The 24,638-nt window shown below is 76.1% G+C and carries 23 protein-coding genes and 1 pseudogene; 17 read left to right on the top strand and 7 right to left on the bottom strand.

The window, feature by feature from the left end; genetic code table 11:
* The first annotated feature begins 5 nt into the window (after positions 1-5).
* Positions 6-425 (top strand): MarR family winged helix-turn-helix transcriptional regulator, encoded by a 420-nt coding sequence (locus tag ACFY0X_RS00640; protein ID WP_387747242.1) that lies wholly within the window; start codon positions 6-8, stop codon positions 423-425.
* A gap of 250 nt (positions 426-675) precedes the next feature.
* Here the strand turns inward: ACFY0X_RS00640 and ACFY0X_RS00645 are convergent, their stop codons facing one another.
* Together ACFY0X_RS00645 and ACFY0X_RS00650 are read right to left on the bottom strand one after the other, a co-directional pair.
* On the bottom strand, positions 676-1,239 hold the full coding sequence (locus ACFY0X_RS00645; RefSeq protein ID WP_387747244.1) for a YbaK/EbsC family protein: 564 nt from the start codon (positions 1,237-1,239) through the stop codon (positions 676-678).
* Positions 1,240-1,271: 32 nt separating this feature from the next.
* Positions 1,272-2,129 (bottom strand): universal stress protein, encoded by an 858-nt coding sequence (locus tag ACFY0X_RS00650; RefSeq protein WP_387747246.1) that lies wholly within the window; start codon positions 2,127-2,129, stop codon positions 1,272-1,274.
* A 286-nt stretch (positions 2,130-2,415) separates the two neighbouring features.
* Between ACFY0X_RS00650 and ACFY0X_RS00655 the strand changes: the two genes are divergently transcribed.
* From ACFY0X_RS00655 to ACFY0X_RS00675, 5 genes are all read left to right on the top strand, one after another.
* Positions 2,416-3,693 (top strand): ABC transporter substrate-binding protein, encoded by a 1,278-nt coding sequence (locus tag ACFY0X_RS00655; protein WP_387747248.1) that lies wholly within the window; start codon positions 2,416-2,418, stop codon positions 3,691-3,693.
* On the top strand, positions 3,690-4,622 hold the full coding sequence (locus ACFY0X_RS00660) for a carbohydrate ABC transporter permease (protein ID WP_387747250.1): 933 nt from the start codon (positions 3,690-3,692) through the stop codon (positions 4,620-4,622). The genes ACFY0X_RS00655 and ACFY0X_RS00660 overlap by 4 nt, the downstream gene beginning before the upstream one ends.
* The gene (locus ACFY0X_RS00665) at positions 4,619-5,452 is read left to right on the top strand and encodes a carbohydrate ABC transporter permease (protein ID WP_387747252.1); all 834 of its coding nucleotides are present in this window, start codon (positions 4,619-4,621) and stop codon (positions 5,450-5,452) included. Before ACFY0X_RS00660 ends, ACFY0X_RS00665 begins: the two co-directional genes overlap by 4 nt.
* A gap of 71 nt (positions 5,453-5,523) precedes the next feature.
* A complete protein-coding gene (locus ACFY0X_RS00670) occupies positions 5,524-6,705 on the top strand; it encodes an ABC transporter ATP-binding protein (RefSeq protein WP_387747254.1) in 1,182 nt (393 codons plus the stop codon).
* Between the two features lie 116 nt (positions 6,706-6,821).
* A complete protein-coding gene (locus ACFY0X_RS00675) occupies positions 6,822-8,507 on the top strand; it encodes a multicopper oxidase family protein (protein WP_387747256.1) in 1,686 nt (561 codons plus the stop codon).
* Here ACFY0X_RS00675 and ACFY0X_RS00680 read toward each other — a convergent pair whose 3' ends face one another.
* Positions 8,508-9,509, bottom strand: a complete 1,002-nt coding sequence (locus ACFY0X_RS00680; RefSeq protein WP_387747258.1) for a PHP domain-containing protein — start codon at positions 9,507-9,509, stop codon at positions 8,508-8,510. It lies immediately after the preceding gene.
* Positions 9,510-10,020: 511 nt separating this feature from the next.
* Here ACFY0X_RS00680 and ACFY0X_RS00685 point away from each other — a divergent pair.
* The 4 genes from ACFY0X_RS00685 to ACFY0X_RS00700 all read left to right on the top strand — a co-directional run bounded on the left by ACFY0X_RS00685 (position 10,021) and on the right by ACFY0X_RS00700 (position 14,941).
* The gene (locus tag ACFY0X_RS00685; protein ID WP_387747260.1) at positions 10,021-10,545 is read left to right on the top strand and encodes an ATP-binding protein; all 525 of its coding nucleotides are present in this window, start codon (positions 10,021-10,023) and stop codon (positions 10,543-10,545) included.
* Positions 10,546-10,806: 261 nt separating this feature from the next.
* The gene (locus ACFY0X_RS00690; RefSeq protein WP_387747262.1) at positions 10,807-11,778 is read left to right on the top strand and encodes a SigB/SigF/SigG family RNA polymerase sigma factor; all 972 of its coding nucleotides are present in this window, start codon (positions 10,807-10,809) and stop codon (positions 11,776-11,778) included.
* Positions 11,779-12,111: 333 nt separating this feature from the next.
* Positions 12,112-14,568, top strand: coding sequence for a SpoIIE family protein phosphatase (locus tag ACFY0X_RS00695; protein WP_387747264.1), 2,457 nt, complete (start codon positions 12,112-12,114; stop codon positions 14,566-14,568).
* Positions 14,569-14,635: 67 nt separating this feature from the next.
* Positions 14,636-14,941 carry a hypothetical protein gene (locus ACFY0X_RS00700; RefSeq protein WP_387747266.1) on the top strand — a complete coding sequence of 102 codons (306 nt, stop codon included), beginning with the start codon at positions 14,636-14,638 and terminating at the stop codon, positions 14,939-14,941.
* Positions 14,942-14,969: 28 nt separating this feature from the next.
* Here the strand turns inward: ACFY0X_RS00700 and ACFY0X_RS00705 are convergent, their stop codons facing one another.
* The 3 genes from ACFY0X_RS00705 to ACFY0X_RS00715 all read right to left on the bottom strand — a co-directional run bounded on the left by ACFY0X_RS00705 (position 14,970) and on the right by ACFY0X_RS00715 (position 16,918).
* Positions 14,970-15,206, bottom strand: coding sequence for a CDGSH iron-sulfur domain-containing protein (locus ACFY0X_RS00705; protein WP_387747268.1), 237 nt, complete (start codon positions 15,204-15,206; stop codon positions 14,970-14,972).
* Positions 15,190-15,855, bottom strand: coding sequence for a HemK2/MTQ2 family protein methyltransferase (locus ACFY0X_RS00710; RefSeq protein WP_387747270.1), 666 nt, complete (start codon positions 15,853-15,855; stop codon positions 15,190-15,192). Before ACFY0X_RS00710 ends, ACFY0X_RS00705 begins: the two co-directional genes overlap by 17 nt.
* A 175-nt stretch (positions 15,856-16,030) precedes the next feature.
* Complete coding sequence (locus ACFY0X_RS00715) at positions 16,031-16,918, bottom strand: Rieske 2Fe-2S domain-containing protein (protein ID WP_387747272.1); 888 nt, start codon at positions 16,916-16,918, stop codon at positions 16,031-16,033.
* A 328-nt stretch (positions 16,919-17,246) separates the two neighbouring features.
* On the opposite strand from ACFY0X_RS00715, the gene ACFY0X_RS00720 reads away from it, so the two are divergent.
* The 3 genes from ACFY0X_RS00720 (at position 17,247) to ACFY0X_RS00730 (ending at position 19,721) form a co-directional block, all read left to right on the top strand.
* The gene (locus ACFY0X_RS00720; protein ID WP_387747274.1) at positions 17,247-17,993 is read left to right on the top strand and encodes a GAF and ANTAR domain-containing protein; all 747 of its coding nucleotides are present in this window, start codon (positions 17,247-17,249) and stop codon (positions 17,991-17,993) included.
* Positions 17,994-18,178: 185 nt separating this feature from the next.
* A complete protein-coding gene (locus ACFY0X_RS00725) occupies positions 18,179-19,105 on the top strand; it encodes a DUF5133 domain-containing protein (RefSeq protein WP_387747276.1) in 927 nt (308 codons plus the stop codon).
* Positions 19,106-19,262: 157 nt separating this feature from the next.
* Complete coding sequence (locus ACFY0X_RS00730) at positions 19,263-19,721, top strand: SRPBCC family protein (RefSeq protein ID WP_387747278.1); 459 nt, start codon at positions 19,263-19,265, stop codon at positions 19,719-19,721.
* A gap of 151 nt (positions 19,722-19,872) precedes the next feature.
* Here ACFY0X_RS00730 and ACFY0X_RS00735 read toward each other — a convergent pair whose 3' ends face one another.
* Positions 19,873-21,336, bottom strand: coding sequence for an aminotransferase class I/II-fold pyridoxal phosphate-dependent enzyme (locus tag ACFY0X_RS00735; RefSeq protein WP_387747280.1), 1,464 nt, complete (start codon positions 21,334-21,336; stop codon positions 19,873-19,875).
* Between the two features lie 221 nt (positions 21,337-21,557).
* On the opposite strand from ACFY0X_RS00735, the gene ACFY0X_RS00740 reads away from it, so the two are divergent.
* From ACFY0X_RS00740 to ACFY0X_RS00755, 4 genes and pseudogenes are all read left to right on the top strand, one after another.
* Positions 21,558-22,118 carry a hemerythrin domain-containing protein gene (locus ACFY0X_RS00740; protein WP_387747282.1) on the top strand — a complete coding sequence of 187 codons (561 nt, stop codon included), beginning with the start codon at positions 21,558-21,560 and terminating at the stop codon, positions 22,116-22,118.
* Positions 22,119-22,358: 240 nt separating this feature from the next.
* Positions 22,359-22,634, top strand: a pseudogene (locus tag ACFY0X_RS00745) (nitrate reductase); the annotation flags it as partial.
* The gene (locus tag ACFY0X_RS00750; RefSeq protein WP_387747284.1) at positions 22,631-23,119 is read left to right on the top strand and encodes a hypothetical protein; all 489 of its coding nucleotides are present in this window, start codon (positions 22,631-22,633) and stop codon (positions 23,117-23,119) included. The pseudogene ACFY0X_RS00745 and the gene ACFY0X_RS00750, both read left to right, overlap by 4 nt.
* 624 nt (positions 23,120-23,743) lie before the next feature.
* On the top strand, positions 23,744-24,565 hold the full coding sequence (locus ACFY0X_RS00755) for a lipase family protein (protein WP_387747286.1): 822 nt from the start codon (positions 23,744-23,746) through the stop codon (positions 24,563-24,565).
* Positions 24,566-24,638 lie beyond the last annotated feature (73 nt).

Raw genomic sequence — 24,638 nt, forward strand, 5'->3', positions numbered from 1 at the left:
TGGTCATGTCCCACCCATCGGATGACCTCACCAGGGAGATCGTCGGGCTCTTCGCGGCCGTCAACCGCCGCTACGGCCGGGAGTCCGAGGCCGCCGCGGCGGTCCACGACCTGACTCCGCTGCAGGCCAAGGCGCTGCTGGCGGCCGAGGCGCCGGTCCCGACCCGCCGGATCGCCGAGCGGCTGCACGCGGAGCCGTCCAACGTGACCGTGATCATCGACCGGCTGGAGGCCCGGGGCCTGGTCGAGCGCAGCGTCGACCCGGGCGACCGCCGGGTCAAGCACGTCGCCGCCACCGCCGCCGGGCGTGCGGTCGCCGCCGACCTGCGCGCCCGGATGCCCTTCGCCGGCGACCCGCTGGCCCGGCTCGGCGAGGACCAGCGCGAGTCCCTGCGGGACCTCCTGCGGCTGGTGCTGGAGGCGTGACGGCAGCCCCCGGACGGGTGGTCCGGGGGCGGCGGGTCGAACCCCGTGGTGTCCGGACCGGTGGGCGGGCCCCGCGGTGTCCGAACCACGGCGGAGGCCGGGCGGGACGGTTCCGGGCCGTCCCGCCCGGCCTCCGCCGGGTCGGGGCCCGGTGCGCCGGGGAGGTCGGCTCCGGAGCGGCCGTTCGCGGGGCGGCTCCAGCGGCAGTCGGACCGGTCGACCGGTCAACCAGTCCGACCGGTCCGACGGGTCAGCCGGCCAGCCCCGGCAGCACCCGGGCGCCCGGCAGTTCGGCCAGGGCCCACCCGGGCAGGATCAGCTTGCCCCGCCGTCGGCCGCTGCCGACCAGGACGTACGGGGCCGCGGCCACCGCCTCGTCGATCAGCAGCGGCCAGCCGGCGGGTAGCCCGACGGGGGTGATCCCGCCGTACTCCATGCCGGTCAGCTCGACCGCGGTGTCCATCGGCGCGAAGGACGCCTTGCGCGCGCCCAGGTGGGTGCGCACGGCCCGGTTGACGTCCACGCGCGTGGTGGCGAGCGCCAGGCACGCGGCCAGGGTCACCTCGCCGGCGCGCTTGGCGGCGACCACCACGCAGTTCGCGGACAGCTCCGGCGGCACGTCGTAGGCGGCGCAGAACACGGCGGTGTCCGCGTGCGCCGGGTCGCTGTCCACATGGAGCACCGAGGCGGCCGCCCCGGGCGCGGCCCAGTCCTTCAGCGCGTCGGCGACGGGCGCGGCGAGGTCCGCGCCGAGGTCCAGCGCGGCCACGGCGGTGTCGAAGTTCCCGAAGGGCGGGCGTACGGACTCACTCATGGGACCGGACTGTAGCGCGCCCGCCGTCCTGGTCAGTCGTACGGGACGACCGCCACCGGGCAGTGCACGTGGTGGATCGCGGCGTGCGCCACCGGGCCGAGGTGGTGGTGGAGCAGCGGCAGCCGCCGCAGGCGGCGGCCGACGACCAGCAGCCGGGCCGTCGCCGCGGCGTCGACCAGGCCGACGGCGGGCTTGCCCCGGACCAGCTCGGTGGTCACCTCCACCTCGGGGTGCCCGGCCCGCCAGGGTGCCAGGGCCTGTTCGAGCCCGCTGCTCTCGGCCGCGGACGCCTCGCCCTCGAGGCCGCCGATCGCCCCGTACGCCATGTGCTCGCTGCCGGCCGGCGGCGACCAGACGTGCACCACCCGCAGCGGCGCGGAGCGGACCGCGGCGGACTCGAAGGCGAAGGCCAGCACGGCCTCCGCGGGGCGGCCCAGGTCCAGGCCGACCGTCACCGGGCCGGCGGGCTCCTCCGCGTCGGCGCGGACCAGCACCACGGGGCAGGCCGCCCGGCGCAGCACCTCCTGGCTGACCGAGCCGACCAGGAACCCACGCAGCGTGCCCAGCCCGCGCGAGCCGAGCACCAGGACGGCGGCCTCCCGGGAGGCCGCCTCCAGCGCCTCGACGGGATCGCCGGCCACGGAGGTGGCGGCGACCGCCACCTCCGGCGCGAGGGCCCGCAACTCGCCCTCGTGGTCGGCGAGTTGCGCCAGGACCGGATGGTCGCCGGAGCTGGTCCCCGGCGGGAGGTGCTTCGGCCGGCGCCAGGCCTGGAGGACGTCCAGCCGCAGGCCGCGGCGCTGCGCCTCGCGGGCGGCCCAGGCGGCGGCGGCCAGGCTCGGGGGCGAGCCGTCGAATCCGACGACGACGGGTCCGGTGGGTCCGGTCACGGTGTGCTCCGTAAGGTGTCAGGCATTCCGGTCCAGGCATCCCGGGCCAGGCGTCCCGTACGGCCCGCGGCCTGCGGAGGTTCCGGTGCGGCCCAGTATCCGCGCCGCCCCCGGCCGGCGCCTCCCGGCGCCGGCCGGCCGTACGGAGGGTGGCCACGCCGGTGCCGGTGCGGGTGCCGGTTCCGCCGTCCGGCTGGTCGGCCGTCCGGCGGCGCGGCGCGCCCGGGTCAGGCGGGGGTGCCCGGGCTAGGGTCGGCCGGACCGTCCGTCCCAGCCCGGGAGAACGATGCCGAGGGTTCCCGCTTTCCGCTCGCGGTGGGCGAGCGCCGCCGCCGGACTGGCCGTGCTCGCCTCCGCCCTGGCGGGCTGCGGGGGCGGCGGGAGCGGCGGCCCGGTGACCCTGAACTGGTACAACTTCCCGGACGACTCGGGCGCCCTCCAGCAGGCCGCCGACCGCTGCGGGCGGCAGTCCGGCGGCCGCTACGCGATCCGCTACCACAAGCTGCCCCGGGGCGCCGACGGCCAGCGCCAGCAGCTGGTGCGCCGGATGGCGGCGCACGACGCCGACGTGGACATCCTGGGCCTGGACGTCACCTGGCCCGCCGAGTTCGCCGAGGCCGGCTGGATCCGCGAGTGGACGGGGGAGATGCGCGAGCGGGCCACCGCCGACACCCTGGACGCGGCGGTGCGGACCGCGACCTGGCGGGACCGGCTGTACGCGGTGCCGTACAACTCCAACACCCAGCTGCTCTGGTACCGCGACGACCTGGTGCCGACCCCGCCCCGGACCTGGGCGCAGATGCTCGCCCTGGCGCAGGGGCTGGCCCGCGAGGGCAAGCCGCACCTGGTCGAGGTCCAGGGCGCCCAGTACGAGGGGCTGACGGTCTGGTTCAACACGCTGGTCACCAGCGCGGGCGGCTCGATCCTCACCCCGGACGCCCAGGCGCCCTCGCTCGGGGCGCCCGCCGTCACGGCCGCCGGGGTGATGCGCGACCTGGCGGCGTCCGTGGCCGCCGACCCCTCGCTGCCGAACCAGATGGAGGACCAGAACCGGCTCGCCATGGAGTCCGGTACGGCCGCCTTCGAACTCAACTACCCCTTCGTCTACCCGTCGATGAAGGCCAACCGGCCGGAGCTGTTCCCGCACTTCCGCTGGGCCCCGTACCCGGCGGTGAGCGCCGACCGGCCCGCCAGCGTCACCATCGGCGGGATCGACCTCGCGGTGGGCGCCTACGGCCGGCACCCCGACCTCGCCGCCGAGGCCACCCTCTGCCTGCGCGACCGGGACAACCAGCTCACCAACGCGCTGGAGGGCGGCCTGCCGCCCTCGCTGCGCAGCCTGTACGGGACGGCCGAGCTCACCGCCAGCTACCCGTTCGCCGCCGACGTGCTGGCCGCCCTCGACTCCGCCAGCGTGCGCCCGCAGACCCCGGCCTACCAGAACGTCTCCATCGCCGTCTCGCACACCCTCTCCCCGCCGGGCGGCATCCGCCCGGAGAAGGACGTGGCCGACCTCCGCGGGCAGATCCGGGACGCCCTCGGTTCGAAGGGGCTGATCCCGTGACACCGTCCACCGAGACCGCCGCCGCAGCCGTACCGGCACCCGCCGGGCCGTCGAGCGGCGCCCGCCAGGAGCGCCGGCTGGGCCTGCTGCTGTGCGCCCCCGCGGTGATCGTGATGCTGGCCGTCACCGCCTATCCGATCGGCTACGCCGTCTACCTGTCCCTGCAGCGCTACGACCTGCGCTTCCCCGAACAGGCGCACTGGGTCGGGCTCGCCAACTACGGCGCGGTGCTGGCCTCGCCGGTGTGGTGGCAGGCGCTCGGCGTCACCGTGCTGGTCACCGTGGTGTCGGTGGCCGTCGAGCTGGTGCTCGGCCTGGCGCTCGCGCTGGTGATGCACCGTACGGTCTTCGGGCGTGGCACGGTGCGCACCGCGGTGCTGGTGCCGTACGGGATCGTCACGGTGGTCGCGGCCTACTCCTGGCAGTACGCCTGGACGCCGGGCACCGGCTACCTGGCCGCCCTGCTGCCGGAGGGCAGCGCCCCGCTGACCGAGCAGTGGCCGGCCGTCGGTCTGATCATCCTCGCGGAGGTGTGGAAGACCACCCCGTTCATGGCGCTGCTGCTGCTCGCCGGACTGGCCCTCGTCCCGGAGGAGACCGTCCGGGCGGCGATGGTGGACGGCGCGAGTCCCGGGCAGCGGCTGCGGCTGGTGGTCCTGCCGCTGATGAAGCCGGCGATCCTGGTGGCGCTGCTGTTCCGCACCCTGGACGCGTTCCGGATCTTCGACAACGTCTACGTGCTGACCGGCGGCTCCAACGACACCGGCTCGGTGTCGATCCTCGGCTACGACAACCTGTTCACCGCGCTCAACCTGGGCATCGGCTCGGCGATCTCGGTGCTGATCTTCGTCTGCGTGGCACTGATCGCCGTGGTCTTCGTCAAGCTGTTCGGCACGGCCGCACCCGGCGCGGAACCGGAGCGGCGATGAGCGGCCGGCACACCCGGACCCTGACCGGCTGGGGCGTCGCCAACCTGGTGGTCGTGCTCTACGCGCTCTTTCCGGTCTGGTGGATCGTGGCGCTCTCCTTCAAGGACCCGAGCACCCTCTCCGACGGCGACTTCGTGCCCCGCCGGTGGACCCTGGCCAACTACCGGGGCATCTTCCAGACCTCGGAGTTCACCCGCGCCCTGGTCAACTCGGTCGGCATCGCGGTGATCGCCACCACCGTCGCCGTCGTGCTCGGCACCATGGCCGCGTACGCGGTGGCCCGGCTGCGCTTCCCCGGCAAGCGGCTGCTGATCGGGGTGTCCCTGCTGATCGCGATGTTCCCGCCGATCTCGCTGGTCTCGCCGCTGTTCGACATCGAGCGGGTGCTCGGCCTGTTCGACACCTGGCCCGGGCTGATCATCCCGTACATGACCTTCTCGCTGCCGCTGGCGATCTACACGCTCTCGGCGTTCTTCCGGGAGATCCCCTGGGACCTGGAGAAGGCGGCCAAGGTGGACGGCGCCACGCCGTGGCAGGCGTTCCGGCTGGTCATCGCGCCGCTGGCGGCCCCGGGCGTGTTCACCACCGGGATCCTGGTGTTCATCTTCTGCTGGAACGACTTCCTGTTCGCGATCTCGCTGACCTCCACCACCTCGGCCCGGACGGTCCCGGCCGCGATCGCCTTCTTCACCGGGAGCTCCCAGTTCGAGCAGCCGACCGGCTCGATCGCGGCCGCCGCCGTGGTCATCACGATCCCGATCGTGGTGTTCGTGCTGCTGTTCCAGCGCCGCATCGTCGCCGGGCTGACCGCCGGCGCAGTCAAGGGTTGAGACGGACGCGGGACCCGGTCCCGGGCCCGACGGATGAGCCCGCCGCACCCGGCGGACCAGGAAGGCGGATCGTGGCCGAGATCGTCCTCGACGGCATCACCAAGCGCTACCCCGACGGCGCCCTCGCCGTCCACGGCGTCAACCTCACCATCGCCGACGGCGAGTTCGTGATCCTGGTCGGCCCGTCCGGCTGCGGCAAGTCCACCACGCTCAACATGATCGCCGGGCTGGAGGACATCACCGAGGGCACCCTGCGGATCGCCGGGCAGGTGGTCAACGACCGCGCGCCCAAGGACCGCGACATCGCGATGGTCTTCCAGAGCTACGCCCTCTACCCGCACATGAGCGTGCGCGACAACATGGGCTTCGCGCTGCGCCTGGCCAAGGTCGACAAGTCGACCATCGCCGCCAAGGTGGAGGAGGCCGCCCGGATCCTGGACCTGACCCGGCACCTGGACCGCAAGCCCGCCAACCTCTCCGGCGGGCAGCGCCAGCGGGTCGCGATGGGGCGGGCGATCGTCCGCGACCCCAAGGCCTTCCTGATGGACGAACCGCTGTCCAACCTGGACGCCAAGCTCCGGGTGCAGATGCGCACCCAGATCGCCGCCCTCCAGCGCCGCCTGGGCACCACCACCGTCTACGTCACCCACGACCAGGTCGAGGCGATGACGCTCGGCGACCGGGTGGTGGTGATGCGCTCCGGCGTCGTCCAGCAGGTCGGCTCGCCGCAGGAGCTGTACGACGAGCCGGTGAACCTCTTCGTCGCCGGGTTCATCGGCTCGCCCGGGATGAACTTCCTCGGCGCCGCGCTGGAGCAGGGCGCCCTGCGCACGCCGTTGGGCGACCTGCCGCTGGACGACCGCACCCGGCGCGCCCTGGAGCGCGCGGACGCGCCGCGCGAACTGATCGTCGGCATCCGCCCCGAGGACTTCGAGGACGCCGCCCTGTCCGAGCGGCACGCCGGCGGGATCACCGTCACCGTGACCGTCGAGGTCCGCGAGTCGGTCGGCTCGGACGTCTTCGTCCACTTCGCGCAGGAGGGCGGACCGGCGGCGACCGAGGAACTCGCCGAACTCGCCGCCGACTCGGGCCGGGCCGACACCGGCATGCGGGAGCACGGGGCGGTCGCCCGGTTGAACCCCGCCACCCGGGCCGCCGAGGGCGGGCCGCTGGAGCTGTGGGTGGACACCACGCGCATCCACGTCTTCGACCCCCGCGACGGGGCCAACCTGACCCATCCGGAGCGCTCCTAGGCTGGTACGGAAGGCCCAACCGCCCGGCGGTGCGCGGTGTGCCTGAGCGCGGGTGTCCGGAAGTCGACCTACATTGCCCGGCTATGAGAGAAAATGTCGGAATCAGTCGCCGATCGATGCTCAAGGCCCTCCCCGCGGCCGCCGTCCTCATGGCGGCCTCCGACGGGATCCTCGCCCGGCCCGCGCTGGCGGCGGCGGCCCCCTTCCCGCAGCCGGTCGTCCGGAGTCCGCGAAGGGCCCTTGGGGCCGGGCGGGCGGTGCTCGACCAGACGCTCGACGTGCGGTTCACCGAGACCAGCGTCCCGGGCTACGGCACCGTCACCACGCGCACCTACAACGGCACCATCCCCGGACCGACCCTGCGGGTGCGCGGCGGAGACACCCTGCGGCTCACCCAGGTCAACGGCCTGCCGCCCAACCCGCCGTACAGCGGCGGCCACAACCGCCCGCACCGCGCGAACAGCTTCAACCTGCACACCCACGGGATGCACGTCTCCCCGTCCGGGCGCGCCGACAACGTGCTGCGCGAGTTCGCGCCGCGCACGGCCGAGGAGGTCGAGGCCGGCGCCGACGAGCCGGAGTACCTGACCGTCATCGAGATCCCGGCCGACCACCCGGCCGGCACCTACTGGTACCACCCGCACGCGCACGGGGCCACCGCGGAGCAGATCGGCGGGGGGATGGCCGGGGTCATCGTCGTCGAGGGCGACGTCGACGAGGTGCCGGAGATCGCGGCCGCCGCCGACCTCGTGGTCTGCGTCAACGAACTCCGGCTCCGGGACGGCGCGGTCCCCGAGTTCACCGCCGACAACTCGCTCACCGGCGCCCCGTCGACCTTCACCGTCAACGGCGAGGTCAACCCCGGACTCGTGCTGCGCCCCGGCGAGGTCCAGCGGTGGCGGCTGGTGGCGGCCACCGGGTTCACCACGCTGGAGCTCCAACTGGTGCGCGAGGACACGGAGATGACGATGCACCAGATCGCGCGGGACGGCGTGACCTTCGCCGTGCCGGTCGCCGCCGGGACGGTGCAGCTGGCGCCCGGCAGCCGGGCCGACGTGCTGGTGCGCGGCGGCGAGGCCGGGACGTACGAACTGCGCGCCCAGGGGGTCTTCGACCCGCTGATGACGGTCGCGGTGGCGGGGGAGGCCGTCGAGCCGCCGATGGAGCTGCCGACCGCCCTGCCACAGGGCAAGCCCTTCCTCGACGAGGACGACATCGTCAACCCCGACGGGGACCGCACGGTGGTCTTCCACGTCGACCCGGGCGTCTTCGAGCGGCCGTACCCCAACGCCTACCGCATCCTCGGCAGCCACCCGACCCCGGCCGCCGGCACCCCGGCCGCCGGCACCCCGGACGGCGGCACCACGGACGACGGCGACGGGGGCGGCGTCGACCTCACGCGCGACCCCGCCTACGGCATGTTCGACCCCGAGTACGTCAACCACACCCTGGAACTCGGGGCCGTCGAGCGGTGGACCCTGCGCACCGACGACACCCAGCCGGTCTTCCACCACCCCTTCCACCTGCACACCAACCACGTGCTGGTCACCCACCGCAACGGCGAGCGGCTCGACCCGCCGGTGTGGCAGGACACCGTCGACCTGGCCGGCGGCAGGCCCGGCGACACCGTCACCTTCCTGGTCAGGTACGAGGACTTCACCGGCCGCACCGTCCTGCACTGCCACCAGCTCCAGCACGAGGACCTCGGCATGATGCAGCTGGTCGAGTACGTCGAACCGCGGCGGCCGGGCCGGAGGGCGGCGCCGGGGCGGGCGGGGAAGACCGCGCCGGGCGGGGGCTGATCAGCCGCCGGCCCGGCCCGTCCAGGCCAGCAGCCGTTCGCGCGGCCAGGTGGTGACCAGCCGTTCGGGGCCGAGGCCGAAGCGGGCCGCGCGGGCGTAGCCGGAGCTGAGCCAGTGCAGCTGGTCGGGTGCGTGGGCGTCGGTGTCGACGGCGAACAGGCAGCCCGCCGCGGCGGCCAGGCCCAGCAGGTCGTCGGGCGGATCGCGGCGCTCGGGGCGGCAGTTGATCTCCACCGCCGTCCCGCCGGCGGCGCAGGCCGCGAACACCGCCTCGGCGTCGAACCGGGACGGCGGGCGGCCGCGGCCGGTGACGATCCGGCCGGTGCAGTGCCCGAGGACGTTCGTGCGGGGCGCGCGGACCGCCGCCAGCATCCGGGCCGTCATCGGTCCGGGGTCGGAGCGCAGCTTCGAGTGCACGGAGGCCACCACCACGTCGAGCCGGTCGAGCAGGTCGGGCTGCTGGTCCAGGGAGCCGTCCTCCAGGATGTCGCACTCGATCCCGGTCAGCAGCCGGAACGGCCCGTTGCCGGAGTTCCAGGCCGCCACCGCGTCGAGCTGGCGGCGCAGCCGGTCGGGGGAGAGGCCGTTGGCGATGGTCAGCCGGGGGGAGTGGTCGGTGAGCACCGCCCAGTCGTGCCCGAGGTCGCGGGCGGCGCCGGCCATCTCCTCGAACGGATGGCCGCCGTCGGACCAGTCGGAGTGCAGGTGGCAGTCGCCCCGGGCGGCCGCCAGCAGGGCCCACCCGGCGGACGCGGCCGGTCCGGCCTCGGCCTCCAGCCGGGCGAGGTACGACGGTGTCGCGCCGGCCGAGGCCTCGGCGATCACCGCGGCGGTCACCGGTCCGACGCCCCGCAGGCGGCGGACGCCGTCGGCGTCCACCGGGCCGGGCGGCAGTCCGCGGACGGCCTCGGCCGCGGTGTGGAACGCCCGCACCCGGTAGGGCGAGGCGCCCTGCCACTCCAGGAGGAAGGCGATCCGCCGCAGCGCCTGTGCCGGGTCCACGGTCGCGCCCGCCTCACCGCACCGCCGCGGCGGGGGCGGCGCCGGTGGTCCCGGGGCGCGGGCCGGCAGGTGTGTCGATCCGCATGAGGGGCGTTTTGCCGGGCGGAGGCCGTTCCAATCCCGCCGGAGGTCCGTCCGTACGGGCCGGGGTCGGTGCTCCCGTTTCCCGCGGGAGGGGGCGTGTAGCCGGGGCCGGCCCGGGCAGGCGTCGGTCATGGACGACGAGGCGGTGCACCCGTTCACCCCCGAGCCCTCCCCGTCGGCACCGGGCAACGGCCCGGTCCGGCGCGGGGGGTGGCAGGGCGGTCCGCCGGCGCGGCCGGCGCCCGTACGGAGACGGGCGACGGGAGCCCGCGCGACCACCGGTGAGCACGGGCCCGGCGGGCTGCGTGGCCCGGTGCCGGACGAGGGGCCGGTGCGGAACGTGACCGCCGGCGGGGAAACCGGACGACGACCCGGCGGGCGGGGTGCGCGCCGAGTCGTCGTCCGGGCCGAGGTGAGGAGGCCGGGCATGGACTGCTACGGACGAGTGCCGCTGCCGGGGCCGATCGGGGCACCGCACCCGTTCGGAGTACCGCTGCCCAGGCGGGTCCCGGGCCGGGACGAGACCAGGCGGCTGGTGTTCGCCGGCCGGGCGGGCGCCGTACAGGCCGGCCGTGACTTCAGCCGGGAGGCACTGCGGTCCTGGCGCTGGCTGCCGGCCGCGGACGGGGAACGGCCGGCGGTCGTCGAGGACGTGGTGCTGATGGTCTCGGAGCTGGTCACCAACGCCTGCCTGCACACCCGCGGCGGGCCGGACGAGCTGCGGCTGAGGTGGGACGGGCGACGTCTGCGGGTGGAGGTCGCGGACTCCAGCCCGGTGCGGCCCGAGCTGCGCCCGTACGCCGACCCGGGCCGCCCCGGCCGACACGGCCTGCGCGTGGTGGAACGGCTCGCGCGCTCCTGGGGCTCCGCGCCCGAGGGCGGGGGCAAGCAGGTGTGGCTGGAGGTCGCGCTGCCGTCCGGGTGGCCCGATCCCCTCGGGCGCCCGGCCTGACCGGCCGGGTCGGAGGCTGCTCGACGCCCGGCCGGTCCGGCCGATGATCGGCGACGGCGCAGGAAAAACACCAGCACGGGTGTTCGGAGCCGGATCCAGGGGTAGAACGAGTGGTGCAGCGGCCGTGACCGACCCGGCTGCTCCCGCACCGTGGACGGTGCCACCGGGACCGCGCTTGAAGAAGCCGGGCACAGGTCCTGGGGGAAGAGGTCCGCGACGCACGAGGTGCGAGTTCGCACGCGTCGCAGGGCGTTGCCCCGCATGCCCAGGAGCGATCAAGTGTCCACCCACCTGGAAACGACCGACCGGGAACACCTGGAAACGACCGACCGGGAATTCGTGTCATCGGACCTGCCGCCGTCCGACCTGCCGTCCGACCTGCCGCCGCGCCCGACGGCCGCCGAACTGCGCCGGATGGGGAAGTCGGAGGCCCGCGAACTGAGCGACGCGCTGTTCGAGCGGCTCTCCGGGCTGGCGCGGGAGACCCACGCGTACAGCTACGTCCGCGGCACGATCATCGAGCTGAACATGCCGCTGGTGCGCTTCATCGCCGCCCGCTTCCGCCACCGCGCCGAGGACCTGGACGACATTCTGCAGGTCGGCACGATCGGGCTGATCAAGGCCGTGGACGGCTACGACCCGCAGCGCGGCGTCGAGTTCGTCACCTACGCGATCCCGACCATCACCGGTGAGATCAAGCGGTTCTTCCGCGACACCTCGTGGCCGGTGCGGGTGCCGCGCAGCATGCAGGAGCTCTACCTGTCCGTCGCCCGCGGCTCGGACCGCCTGGAGCAGGAACTCGGCCGGCTGCCGCAGCCCGAGGAGATCGCCGAGGACCTGCACATCACCGTCGAGCAGGCCACCGAAGGCCTGACGGCGGGCCGGGTCTACCGCCCCAACTCGTTGGACGCGCTGCGCGACCAGGACACCGACGAGTCGGGCAGCGCCCTGCTCGACCGCCTCGGCGGCTGCGACCCCGGCATCGAACTCGCCGACTTCCGCATCGCCGTCCGCCCGCTGCTGGCCCGGCTGCCCGAACGCGAGCAGACCGTCCTCAAGCTGCGGTTCTGGGACGGCCTGACGCAGTCCCGGATCGCCGAGCGGATCGGCGTGTCGCAGATGCACGTCTCCCGGCTGCTCAGCGCCACCCTGGCCTGGCTGCGTCAGGAACTGGAGGACCTGGACGCCCCCGGCTGGGCCGAGGAGTCCGAGGGGGCCGAGGAAGGGGGCTGAGCCCGAGCGGGCCGTAGGTCGGCCCTGCTTCCGCCCGTCGTCGCCCTTGAGCAGGTAGGGCCGTTCGGGCAGGTCGTCGGGCACCGGGACGTACCCTTCTCCCCATCCACCGGGCCGCGCACTGCGCGGCCCGGCGTCGCGTACCCGGCGGGAACGGTCGGACACCCCCTAGCCTGGGAGGGGGGATGCCCGGGTGGGGGCGGCCGGGCCCGGCATCGAGGACGGCCCGGATGAAGGACTTTCTGGCGGCCAGCGGGTGGACGGCGGTCCCGCTCGGCGGGGACCGCCGCGCCCGCGCGGTGCGGCGCCGCCGCCCGGACGTGGCGGCCGCCCGTGCGTGAGGACCGGAGCGCCGAGCAGCCCGCCCCGCCCGACGACGCGGCCGTGCTGCGGGAGGCCGTCGACCGGCTGCGCACCGAGGCCGAGGGCCTTCGGCGGGCCATGCGGACCAGGGGCGTCATCGAACAGGCCAAGGGCATGCTGGCCGAGCGGCTGGACTGCACGCCGGAGGAGGCGTTCGACCACCTCGTCCAGCTCTCGCAGGACACCAACCGCCGGCTCGCGGACATCGCCGCGGGACTGGTGGGCCTGGCCGCCCCGCTGTCGGACCCGAAGGAGCCGGTGGGGGAGCCGGTGAAGGAGCCCCACGCGGAGCCCGGGCGCACGGCCGCCGGCGCCTCGCCGCGTCGGGAGCCGCTCGTCCCCGCCGCCGCGCCCGCCCCCGCCCCCGGACCGCCGACGGCGGCCCCGGCCGCCGCGGTGCCCGGCCTCGCCGCGCGCTACCACCTGGCGGCCTCGGCCCTGGCCAGCGCGGAGACGCCCGAGGAGCTGGCCCGGCTGCTGCACCAGGTGGCCCTGGCCCCGGTCGGCGTCGTCGCCGTGGTGCTGGGCCGCCTGGAGCCGGACGGCGCGCTGCTCCTGGTGGGCAGCCACGGCGTGGAGCCCCGGCGGGTCAGCCAGTGGCAGCGCGTCCCGCCGGAGACCGGCGTGCCGCTGGTGGCCGCCGCCCACGGCGGCAGCCTGGTCTGGGAGTTCGACCGCGGCCACCGCGGCGGCCGGGCCCCGGGCAGCGGACGGATCGTCCCCGGTCGCAGCGCCTGCGCCGTGCCGCTGCGCTCCGGCGAGCGGGTCATCGGCGCGATGAGCCTCGGCTGGGACGTACCGGCCGCCCGGGCCCGCGCGGCGACCCGGTACGTGGACGCGCTGTCCGGGCTGGTCGCGGGGCACCTGCTGCGGTTCGACGGCACGGGCGAGGACGAGCCGGAGGTGGCGGTGCCCGGCGGCGAGCACTGGTTCCGCGCCGTGCTGGACGCCGTGTTCGACCCCGTCCTGGTGCTCACGGCCGTGCGCGGGGCCGTCCCCGGCGGTGCGATCACCGACCTGCGGGTCCGGTACGCCAACGCCGCGGCCGGCCTCGGCGCGGCGGACGGACGGCGGCTGAGCGAACTCCACCCCGGACTGGTCGCGACGGGGCACTTCGCGCGGATCCTGCAGGCCGCGACGACCGGCACCGGGTACGAGGGGCGGACCGAGGACTTCACCGGCGCCGGGCCGGACCGGACGCTGGCCCTGCGGGCGGAACCGTTCCTGGACGGCGTACTGCTCACCTGGCACCCCGACCACGGTGCCGAGCGCGAGGCCCGGCTCCACCGGGCGCAGCGGCTGGCCGGCCTGGGCAGCTTCGAGTGGGCACCCGGAGCGCCGCCGGAGCTGTCCGGGGAGGCCCTGCGGCTGCTCGGCCTCGACCCCGACCGCACCGACCCGGTCCGGCCGGCCGAACTGGTGGCCCGGGTGCCCCCCGCCGACCGCCCGGCGGCCCGGCTGTTCCTGCGCCGTCTGCTGGCCGGGCGGCGGACGCCGGCCCTGCAGTTCGACGCCGAGCGGCCCGGCGAGGCCACCCGCACCGTGCGGGTCTCCGCGGAGGCGGCGGGGGACCCGGAGAGCGGCCGCCCCCGGGTGATCCGGGGAGTCCTGCAGGACGTCAGCCGGTGGCACCGCACCGAGCTGGCCCTGACCGGCGCCCGGGCCCGGCTCGCCGAGCAGCGCCGCCGGGCCGGCGCCGAGCACCGTACGGTGCGGGCCCTGCAGAACGCGCTGGTGGCCGGGCCCCAGGCGCCCGAGCCCGACCCCGCCGTCCTCGACCACGCCGCCCGCCACCTGTCCGCCGGGGACCGCCCCCGGCTCGGCGGCGACTGGTACGACCTGGCCGCGCTCGCCGACGGCCGGATCCTGCTCGCCGTCGGCGAGGTCGGCGGCCACGGCCTGACCGCCGCCGTCGGCACGGCCGAACTCCGGTACGCGCTGCACGGCCTCTGCTACACCGGCCAGGGGCCGGGGGAGATGCTCGGACGGCTCAACACGATGCTCTGCCACCAGGGCGGCGGCCGGACCGCCGGCGTGCTGTGCGGCCTGCTCGACCCGGGGTCGGCGACCCTCACCTGGAGCGCGGCCGGGCACTCGCCGCCCGCCGTGGTCCGGGGCGCCACCGCCGGCCTCGCCGAGGGCCCCACCGGGAGCGCCCTCGGCGCCCAGCCGGACACCCGCTACCCCGACACCGTGCTACCGCTGCGCCCCGCCGAGGACACCGTGCTGTTCTGGACCGACGGCCTGCTGAACCGGCCGGACGACGCAACCGCCCGCCCGGACCGGCTGCTGCGCGCGGCCGAGGAGTGTGCCGGCCGCGCGCCGGCGGACTGCCTGGACCACCTCGCCGCCCGGCTCGGCGGCCCCGACGCCGACGAGGACGGCTGCCTGCTGGCCGTCCGGCTGCGCCCGCGCCCCGGGCGTTAGCGATCGCGCATCCGGGGTAATCGCTGCGGCGGACCACGGGGGACGGCACGGCGAGGAGGCGGACGGCATGGTCGGACACGAGCGGGCGCGGGCGCGCGGAACCGGACGTCGGCCGCGCCGCGACCCGGCCCCGGAGCCGCTGCTGCGCACCGTCGGGCTCGGTCTGCGCGGCCGCGCCTGGGACCTGGTGCGCGGACTGCGGCCGCGGACCGTGCTCGGGCTCGCCCTGCTGTCGCTGGGCCTGCTGGCCGCCGGCCTCGGGGTGTCGGCGGCCCCGTTCCGGTGGGGCCTCACGGCCTGCTGGGCCCTGGCGCTGGCGGCCGCCTCCGCGGTGCTCCGCCGCTGCGCCGACGGCCGCGGGGAGGAGCGGTGAGCGTGCCGCCGGTCGCGGCTCGCCGCGCTCACGCCGGCCCGACGACCCCGTCCGTATCGCGTGGCGGGCGGCTGTGCCGCCGGTGGCTGGTGTCGCAGAACGGGTAGGTGCGGCTGCGGCGGCAGGCGCACAGCGCCACCACCGGACGCTCGGAGACCCGCACCGTGCCGTCCGGCAGGACCACCTCGACCGGCCCCTCCACCAGCAGCGGACCGTTCGGGACGACGACCACCCGGGTCGCGGCCCGGTCAGCGTTCGAGGACACCGCGCACCACCACCAGCTCCTCCGCGCGCTCGCCCGGCCGGATCAGCCCGCGCTGCTCGAACAGGGCGGCCCGCGCGGTCATCACCGGACCGAACTCCTGCCGCCGATGCGCCGCCACCTCCGCGCGCAACCCGGCCGCGCGCAGCAGCACGAGCGTGGCGCGGACGTCCGCGACCGCGGACTGCACCACCAGCAGCACGCCGCCGGGGGCGAGCAGACCGGGCGCCTCCCGGCAGATCCGGTCGAGGACCAGCCGCCCGTCCGGGCCGGCGTCCCAGGCCAGGGCGGCGCCGCGGCCGGCGGTGCCCGACCCGGCGCGGACCGGGACGTACGGCGGGTTCGCGGTGATCAGGTCGTAGCTCCCGCCGGCCACCGGGGCCAGCAGGTCGCCCCGGCGCACCCGGACGCGCCGGTGGTGCAGGCGGCTGTTGAGCCAGGCGGTGGCGACGGCGCGGGCGGACAGGTCCACCGCGGTGACGCGCGCCCCCGCCCGGGCCGCCACGAGCGCGACGGCGCCCGTCCCGGTGCAGAGGTCGAGCACCCGGCTGGAGCCGTCCAGCGGCTCCCGGCGCACGCAGGCGGCCAGGAGCGCGGTGTCCCCCTGGGGCGGATAGACCCCGGGTGGCCGGAGCAGCAGCACGGCGGTCACCACGTTTCCGGTGCGGTGACGGCCGGCCGGGCACCGGACTTCGGCGGCCCGGCCGCCGCCGCGGTCCCCGCGCGGTACCGGCGTGCGGGGACGGAGGGGCGGGGGCGGCCCGGGTGAACGGGGCTGGGTGCGGTCATGGCTGCTCCTGGGGGGTAGGCCGGGCGGTGACGGCGGGTCAGGCCGATCCGGGCAGTCGGACCTCCAGGTGTCCGGAGAGCACCCGGGTCTCCAGCACCGGCTGGGGCGCGGTGGCCGGACCGTGCACCACCTCGCCGTCCCGCAGCCGGAACTCGCTGCCGTGCCACGGGCAGCGCAGGCAGCCGTCCACCACGGCGCCCTCGGACAGCGGCCCCGACAGGTGGCTGCAGCGCTCGGCCAGCACGTGGCAGTCCTCGCCCTCGCGGACCACCACCACGGCCAGCTCACCGGCCGTCGCGCGGACCGGCTTCCCGGGCGGGAAGTCCTCCACCGCGCCGAGGGCGACCCAGTCGGTCGGCCCCAGCCGGGGCACGGCGGCGGCCCGGTCCGGTCCGGCGGCCAGCCGGTAGGTCAGGTGGCCGCCGAGCGCGGCACCGACCGAGACGGCGGTCAGCCCGGCCAGGCCGAGCAGCCGGCCGCGCGCCCGGTGCCCCCGGCAGCGGGCCAGCAGCGAGCCGCCGTACAGCAGCACGCCGGTGGTGTTGGACAGCGCGTGCACCAGGCCGGTACGCCGGCGCGGCGGGTCGAGCCGGGCCCAGTCCACCCAGCCGGTGAGCGCGGTGGGCCCGGCGGCCAGCAGGCCGACCGCCACCAGGGCGTCGGCGGACCGGCGCCCGCCGGGGAGGTAGTCCAGCACTCCGGCGGACATCCAGCAGCCGAGCGGCAGGTGGATCAGCGCCGGGTGGAGCGGGTGGCCGAGCCACACGCCGTGCAGGGCGTCGCGGTACGGTCCGAGCGGGAGGGCCTCGACCGCTTCGGCGAGCGGCCGGGCCGGGGCGTCGAGGACGTCCCAGCGCGCCGGTGCATCCAGCGCCCGGCGCAGCCGGCGGGACCACCGTTGGGTGTGCAGCGATGTGGTGTCCATACCCGGGCGGCTAACCGGGCACCGGCCCCGTAAACCCGGGTGCCGGGGTGTGTCGTGGACCGGGCCGGGTAGGCGCGCGTCGGTGGCCGTCCGCGGGGCGGCGGCCGGGTGCCGGCGGCTGGACGCGGCGGGACCCGGCGTGACCGCGGCCGGGGCGGCCTCACACGGCCGGGTGCGGTACGGAGTGGGGCACGCCGAACCGCCGTTCGTGCGGAGCCGATCCGCCGTCCGCCCGCCGTGCGGGCCCGGACCGCGAGGATCACGCTGCGGCCCGGCCGGTCGACCACCGGGCGACGGTGGCAGGACGGAAGAAGGGCGAGGCGCGGAGATGGCCGATCTGACGCGCATCGCGCGGATCGTGGCCGAGGCCGTCAACGGCCCGGGCCGGCCCTCCCTGCCCGAGCGGCTCTGCGCGGCCTGCGTGGCGGCGCTGCCCGCCGACGCCGCCGCGATCACCCTGATGGCCGACCCCGGGCACCGGGCCGGGGTCTGGGCCAGCGACGACCGGGCCCGGCGGATCGAGGAGCGGCAGTTCGGCCTCGGCGAGGGCCCGGGCGTGGACGCCTTCCGCACCCGCGGGCCGGTCGCGGTCGCCGACCTGCTGTCGCCCGAGGAGGTGCGCTGGCCGGTCCTGGCCGTCGACCTGGCCTCCTCGGCGGCCCCGCCCGGGCCCGCGCTGCGCAGCGCCTACGCCTCCCCGCTCCACCTCGGATCGTCCGGGATCGGCGTGCTCAGCCTGTACGGCGCGCGACCGGGTGTCCCGGAGCTCGCGGAGGCCGCCGACATCCAGGTCGCCGCGACCGCCGTGGCCCTCGCGATCGTGGGCTCCTTCCTGGCGCCCTCCGGCCACGGCTGCTCCGGCGGGCTGCCGGAGCAGCCGTGGCCGGAGGGGTCGGCGCTCGACGGCGTCGAGGTGGACCAGGTGATCGGCATGATCATGGTGCAGCTCGGGGTGCCCGCCGGGGAGGCGCTGGACCGGCTGCGGGCCCACGCCTTCGCCCACGGCCGGGAGATCGACGAGGTCGCCCACGACGTGGTGGAGCGGCGGCTGCGGTTCACGGAGGAGGACCGGTGATCCGGTCGTCGGCGGACGGCGGGGTTGAGGTGCGGGACGGATCGCCGGCGGGCTGACCACCGGGCGAGCTGAGCGAGGGGGCGCCGGGCGCCGGGGCGAAGTGTAGAGCGCGGGGAGGCCGACGGCGCGGTTTCGCTGCGTGATCGGCGCATACTTTCCGTAAACACACGGAGGTGCTCATGCCCATGGTGGATGTCGCTGCCCTCGGCCGACTGGTCGCGGAGTACGAGGCCCTGTCCCCGTCGAGCTCGCCGGAGGCCGGGCAACGGCTGCGCGACGTCTGCTACACGATCGGCATCTACACCGGGGAGGCCGACGCGGTCCGCGCGGTCGCCCGGGCCCGCCTGCTGCTGAGCCGCCAGGGGGCGGCCGACGTGGGCGGGACGGCGGCCGGGGCGCCGGCGACGGATACCCGCGCGGCGCTGCTGGCCGAACTCGGCGAACTCGCGGCCCGCGAGCGGCTGCGGCCCGCGCCCCTGCCGACCCTGAACGACGTGGTGCAGCTGACCCGGGTCACCGTCCCGGACTGCGTGGGCGCCGCCGTGAGCACCTGGCACGACGACGGCTCGGTCGAGACCTTCGCGGCGGCCCCGTCGTACCTGCTGGCCCTGGAACGCGCCCAGCGCGGGTCGGAAGCGGGCCCGCTGCCCCGGCTCCGCCGTCAGGGCGAGGGGCAGGTCGTGGTCCGGCTGGCCCCGGGCCGGACCGGCCGGTTCGCCGACCGGGCCCGGCGCTGCGGCGTACGGGCGGTGGCCGGCGCCCACCTGCGCACCCACCCGCACGGCTGCACCGTGTTCAGCGCCTACCTGCGCACGCCGGACGAGCCCGGCACCCCGGCGCTCGGGCTGGTCGAGGTGCTCGCCCTCCAGGCGTCGGCCGCCCTCGACCGCTACGCGCTGTCCAGGGCGGTGGCCGACCTGCTGGACCGCCGGCACGCCACCGGCCTGGCCATCGGCCTCACCGCGGAGCGGTTCGAGGTCACCCCGCACACCGCGCTGGGCCTGCTGGTCGGGGCCGCGCAGCGGCTGGGCACGGACCTCGACACGGTGGCCCGGCACCTGGCCGACGGCGACCGGGCACGGTCCGGGCCCGGCGAGCGGAGCGGCCCGTAGCGGGTGCCCGGTCCGGTACTCAGGCCGGCGCCGGACCAGGCGGGAAGGCCGGACCGGGTTGGCAGGCCGGACCGGCGGGGATGGTTGCGCCGGTGTCGGCCGGGCAGGCGCGGGGGCGGCCGGGACGGCCCCGGCCGCACCGTACGAGGAGGCCGGGATGAGCATGGTGAAGGAGTCCGTGGACGTGGCGGTCCCCCTGCACACCGCCTACAACCAGTGGACGCAGTTCGAGGAGTTCCCGCGCTTCATGGAGGGCGTCGACTCGGTGACCCAGCTGGACGACCGCCACAACCACTGGCGGACCAGCATCGGCGGTGTCACCCGTGAGTTCGACACCGAGATCGTCGACCAGGAGCCCGACGAGCGGATCGCCTGGCGGACCGTGGACGGCGACGTGGACCAGAAGGGCGTGGTGACCTTCCGACGGCTCGACGAGGGCCACACCCGGGTCGCGATGGCCATCGACTTCCGGCCCGAGGGCATGGCGGAGCGGGCCGCCGATGTCACGGGCGTGGTCGACCGCCGGGTGAAGGGGGACCTGAAGCGGTTCAAGGAGTTCATCGAGGACCGCGGCCGGGAGGAGGGCGGCTGGAGGGGGCGGATCAGTCCGGGTTGAGTCTGCCGCCGGTCGTCCGGTCGGTGGACCGGCCGCCCGCTGGACGCTTCGTACGTCCGTCAGCCGCATGTCCGCGCGACCCCGGCCGCCGATCCGGCCGGGGTCGCGCGGTGTGCCCGGAACCGTCCGCGGGCGGCCGCACGGGCGCCGCTCAGTCGGCCACCACGCGCAGGGTGGCCAGGGAGTCGTCGGCGGCGTCCGGGACGACCATCCCGGCGGCGGTCCCGGAGCGCAGGTAGTCCACGACCTCGCGGTTCAGCCGTTCGCCGGGCAGGGCGGCCGGGATGCCGGGCGGGTAGGGGGTCAGCACCTCGGCGGCGATCCGTCCGACCGCCCGGGCCGCGGGCACCGCCTCGGTCGGCCCGAAGAAGGCCTCGCGCGGGGTCAGCGCCTGTTCCAGCCGCAGGCCGGACGGGTCCGGCACGTCGATGTGGGCCGCGGGCCGGAGTTCGTCGACGTGGTCGACGAGGTCCCGCAGCGCGGCCACCAGGGCGTCCACGGTGTCGGGGCCGTCGGCGTGGCTGAGCTGGGCGCTGATCCGGCGGTGGTCGGCGAGGTGGAGGTCGATCCGCCGGTGGGCGCGCAGCCAGTCGGCCGCCTGGTAGCCGTCGGTGCCCAGCGCGGCCAGGTCCACCACGAGCTGGAGCGGGTCGAAGTCGGCGGCCCGGTGCGGCGCGCAGAACTCCTCGCGCCCGTACAGCCGCAGCCCGGGCACCAGCGGGATCCGCTGCCGAGCGGTCTCGGCCGTCCGCAGGGCCTGGTCGAACAGTTCGCGGCCGTGCTGGACCATCTGGCGGCGCCAGCCGTCCAGCGCCGCGTACATCAGGACGGAGGGGCTGGTGGTGCCGAGCAGGTCGGCCCGGGCCTTCAGCTTCGCGGGATCGACGCGGTCGCCGCGCAGGTGGTAGACCGAGCTCTGTTCGAGCCCCGAGCCCATCTTGTGCACCGAGGTGACGCACAGGTCCGCGCCCACGTCCATCGCCCAGGCCGGCAGCCCGGGGTGGAAGGGCAGGTGGGCGCCCCAGGCCTCGTCCACGACGACCGGCAGGTCGCGTTCGTGGCAGACCCGTACGATGCCGGCCAGGTCCGCGCAGCCGCCGTACGGCGTCGGGCTGGTGACCAGGGCGCCGGCCGCGTCCGGGTGGTCGGCGAGGGCCTTGGCGAACGCCCTGGCCGACGGCGGGTGGGCGAAGTGCAGCTGGGGATCCCACTCCGGGTCCACCCATACCGGGCGCACGCCGGACAGGAGGAGGCCGGAGGCGACCGACTTGTGCACGTCACGGCCGATCAGCAACTTCTCGCCGGGCGCGGCCACCGCGAGCATCGCGGCCTTGACCGAGAGCGAACTGCCGCAGGTGGTGAAGTAGGTGAGGTCCGCGTGGACGGCGTCGGCCATCAGCTCCTCGGCCTGTTGGAGCACCCGGCCGGTCGAGCGGCGGTCGTCCAGCCCGCCGGTGGCGAGCACGTCGGCGCGGAACAGGGCGTCCCCGAGGAGGGCCACGACCCGTGGGTCGGCGCCCCGGCCCTGCCGGTGGCCGGGCGGCGTGTACCCCAGCCGGCCCTTCTCGTGGTAGTCGGCGAGTGCTTCGAGGACGGGTGCGCGTGAGTGGTCCATGTCCGGCGGTTGCCCGGCCGCGGTGGTGGGAAACCGAGAACGCCAGGGGGGCGGCTGCACCCACGCGTCGCCGCCGGAGCGGAGTTTGGCCGGAGGAGCCGGGGGGACACGCCCGGAGCGGCGGGGAATCCCGCCGAGGGGCAGGAGGAGGGCGACCGGTACCACCGCATCGCCGACGCGCCGGGAGGGCCGCCCGCCCGCACGCAGGAAGGACACCACCCGTGCCGTACGACGAAGACCTGTTGGAGCAGCTCACCGCCGACCACCGGTCGGTCCTGGTCCGCTTCAGCCGACTCAGCGGCATCCCCCACGGGGACGGGGAGCGCAAGGAACTGGTCGACCTGCTGACGGACCAGCTGGTCCGGCACACCCGGGCCGAGGAGGAGCACCTCTACCCGCTCGCCCGCGACCGGCTGGCCGACGGGCCGGCCGTGGTGGAACGTGAACTCGCCGACCACCGCGGGGTGGAGGAGCTGCTCGGCGAACTCCGCCCGACCCATGTGACCTCGCCCCGGTTCGACCGCCTGGTGGCCCGGCTGGCCGAGGAGGTCACCCGTCACGCCGGCGACGAGGAGGCCCGGCTCTTCCCGGCCGTACGCGCCGTGGCCACCGAGGCCGAGCTGCACGCCCTGGCGGTCCGGGCCCGGGAGACCAAGGAGTCCTCGACCGGACGGCCCCGCCACCTGCCGCCGACCGACCGGCCGGCGGACCGGCTCCCGCCGCCCGAGCGCTCGGTCGGGGAGCGGGCGCGGGACTTCCTGACGCCGGGCGGACCGCACTGAGGCGCCCGGCGCGGGGCCCGTCCGATCGAACCGGGAGGTGCGACGTGCGTGAACGGGTGGACCGGATCGCCGAACCGTGGGGCGACCGCACCCCCTACGGCCCCGGCGGGCCGTGGCCGGTGCGGGTGGACGCCTACCTGGAACCCGGTGTCGATGCCGACGAGGTCGACCGGTGGGTGCCCACGGCGTCGCTGCTGCACTCCAACGGGGACGCGATGGACGTCGCCGTCGCCGACGGACGGATCGTCCCCGCAGGGGGACCGGCCGGGCGCGGACGGCGGGCGGGCCGCGAACGAGACCACGATCACCGACTGGGACCCGGTCTCCAAGCAGCCGCTGTTCAAGACCGCCGCCGCCCGGATCGCCCTGGTCGCCCGCGCCGACGGGCACCGCGCCCCGGCGCCCACCACCACGGCCTCGGCCCCGGCCGACGGCGCGTCCGTACCGCCCACCACCGGCGGGCCGGAGGCGGTCGCCGCCCAGCGCGCCGACGCGCCGGAAGGAGACGGATCGTGAGCGGCACCACGGACACCCTCCGCGCCCTGCACGACGGGGAGCGCCGGCTGGAACGGGCCCTCCTCGCGGCGGCGGAACGCCACCGCGCGGAACACGAGGTCCACCACGTCGCCACGGACCTCGCCCGGTGGTCCCGCGAGCACGCCCGCCGGATCGCCGACGCGGCCCGCGACCACGGGCTCGACCTGCCGGGGCCGCCCGGCGCTCCTGGGCCGTCCGACGTGTCCGACGTGCCCGGGCCGCCCGACGTGCCCGGGCCTCACTCCGAACCCGGCCTGCGCCTGCTCCACGACCTGCGGGACCTCCACCTCGCCGCGACCGCGAACTCCCTCCACTGGGAGATGCTCGCCCAGGTGGCGCAGGCCACCGGCGACGACGCCCTGCTCTCCCTCGCCACCGCCTGCCACCCCCAGACGCTGCGCCAGATGCGCTGGAGCAACACGATGCTCAAGACCCTCTCCCCGCAGCTGCTCTCCAGCCTCTGAGCGGACCGGTCAACGATCGCCCTCCGGGGCGTCCGCCGGTGCCGGGGCCGGCCCGTCGAACCCGGCGCCCCCGTCCCCGTCCCCGTCCCTCGAAGGCTCCGGCCCGGGCTCCCCACTCACCGCGGCCCCCTCCTCCGGCATCGGGACCGCCGGATGCGTCGGCACCCTGGTGGGCCCGCGCGAGCCGAGGCCCCGCTGGCCGCGCCACCGGCCCTGCCGGTCAGGCGGGATCCTGTCGCTCACGGCGTCCTCCTTCGCGTCGGGGCTCACCATTGTGGCCCGGCGGGCGGACACCCGGCACCTGACGGAGGCCTACCGAGGCCGGCTCCCGGAAGGCGTCGCCCTGGGCCCCGGCGAGCGGCTCGTCGTCATCCCCGGACGGATGCTCAGCGCGGCGAAGGCGGCAATCGCGGACGCCTGATCGGCGGTCCCGCCGGCGTCAGCGGCGACGGGAGGGCGGGGGCCGGGTGAAAGGCGGTGGCCCGGTCGCTGGGGGGTCGGGTGGGAGGTAGCGTCACTGCTGGTCACCAGGGTGTCACGGTGATCCCTCATCGGGTGGGGTCGGCCGGGCCCTGGAGCAGACCGCCGCCGTTCCGACCGTCGACCTGACAGGAGCTTCCCCCCGTGGCCGTACCCACCACCTTCGACCAGAACGTCACCGGCTACAGCCTCCAGCACGCCTACTGGCTGGCCAAGGCCGCCGACCTCGCGTACAAGGACGAGGCCACCATCGACCAGCAGGCCCACGACTGGGGCTTCGACACCGTGCGCCACCACCAGACCCGGTTCACCCCGCCGTTCCCGTTGCAGGACACCCAGGCGTACACCATGGCGAGCGACCGCATGATCGTCACGGCGTTCCGCGGCACCGAACCCGTGCAGATCCGCGACTGGCTCACCGACTCCACCACCCCGCCCTGGCCGGGCCCCGCCCGGACGGGCTACGTGCACTACGGCTTCGCCGAGGCGCTCGAATCGATCTTCCCCGACGTCGCCAAGGCCATCGCCGACCTGCGCACCGAGGACCAGAGCGTCTGGTTCACCGGCCACAGCCTCGGCGGCGCGCTCGCCATGCTCGTCGCCGCCCGGCTCGACCTGGAGGACCCGAGAATGGCGGCCGACGGCGTCTACACCTTCGGCCAGCCCCGGACCTGCGACCGGCTGCTGGCCGCCGCGTACGACAAGGGCCTGAAGGGGCGCACCTACCGGTTCGTCCACGGCAACGACATCGTGCCCGAGCTGCCCCCGGAGCCCGCCTTCACCCACGTCGAGGCGCTGCGCCACATCGACTCCGCGGGCCGCGTCAAGGAGAAGGCGGGGCTGGTCTCCGCCCTGACCGACCGGGCCAAGGGGCTGGGCGCCGCGGCGTTCTCGCCGGACGGCGAGGGCCTGCGCGACCACATGATGCGCAACTACCTCGCCGCGTTGGAGAAGGCCCTGGCCTGACGGGAGGGAAGGGGCACCCGGCCCGGGTGGAGGGGCGGCCGCCGTCGGGGTGTGCGGCGGCCGTCGCCCGGCG

The sequence above is a fragment of the Kitasatospora sp. NPDC001547 genome, from assembly GCF_042894165.1.
Classification (GTDB): Bacteria; Actinomycetota; Actinomycetes; order Streptomycetales; family Streptomycetaceae; genus Kitasatospora.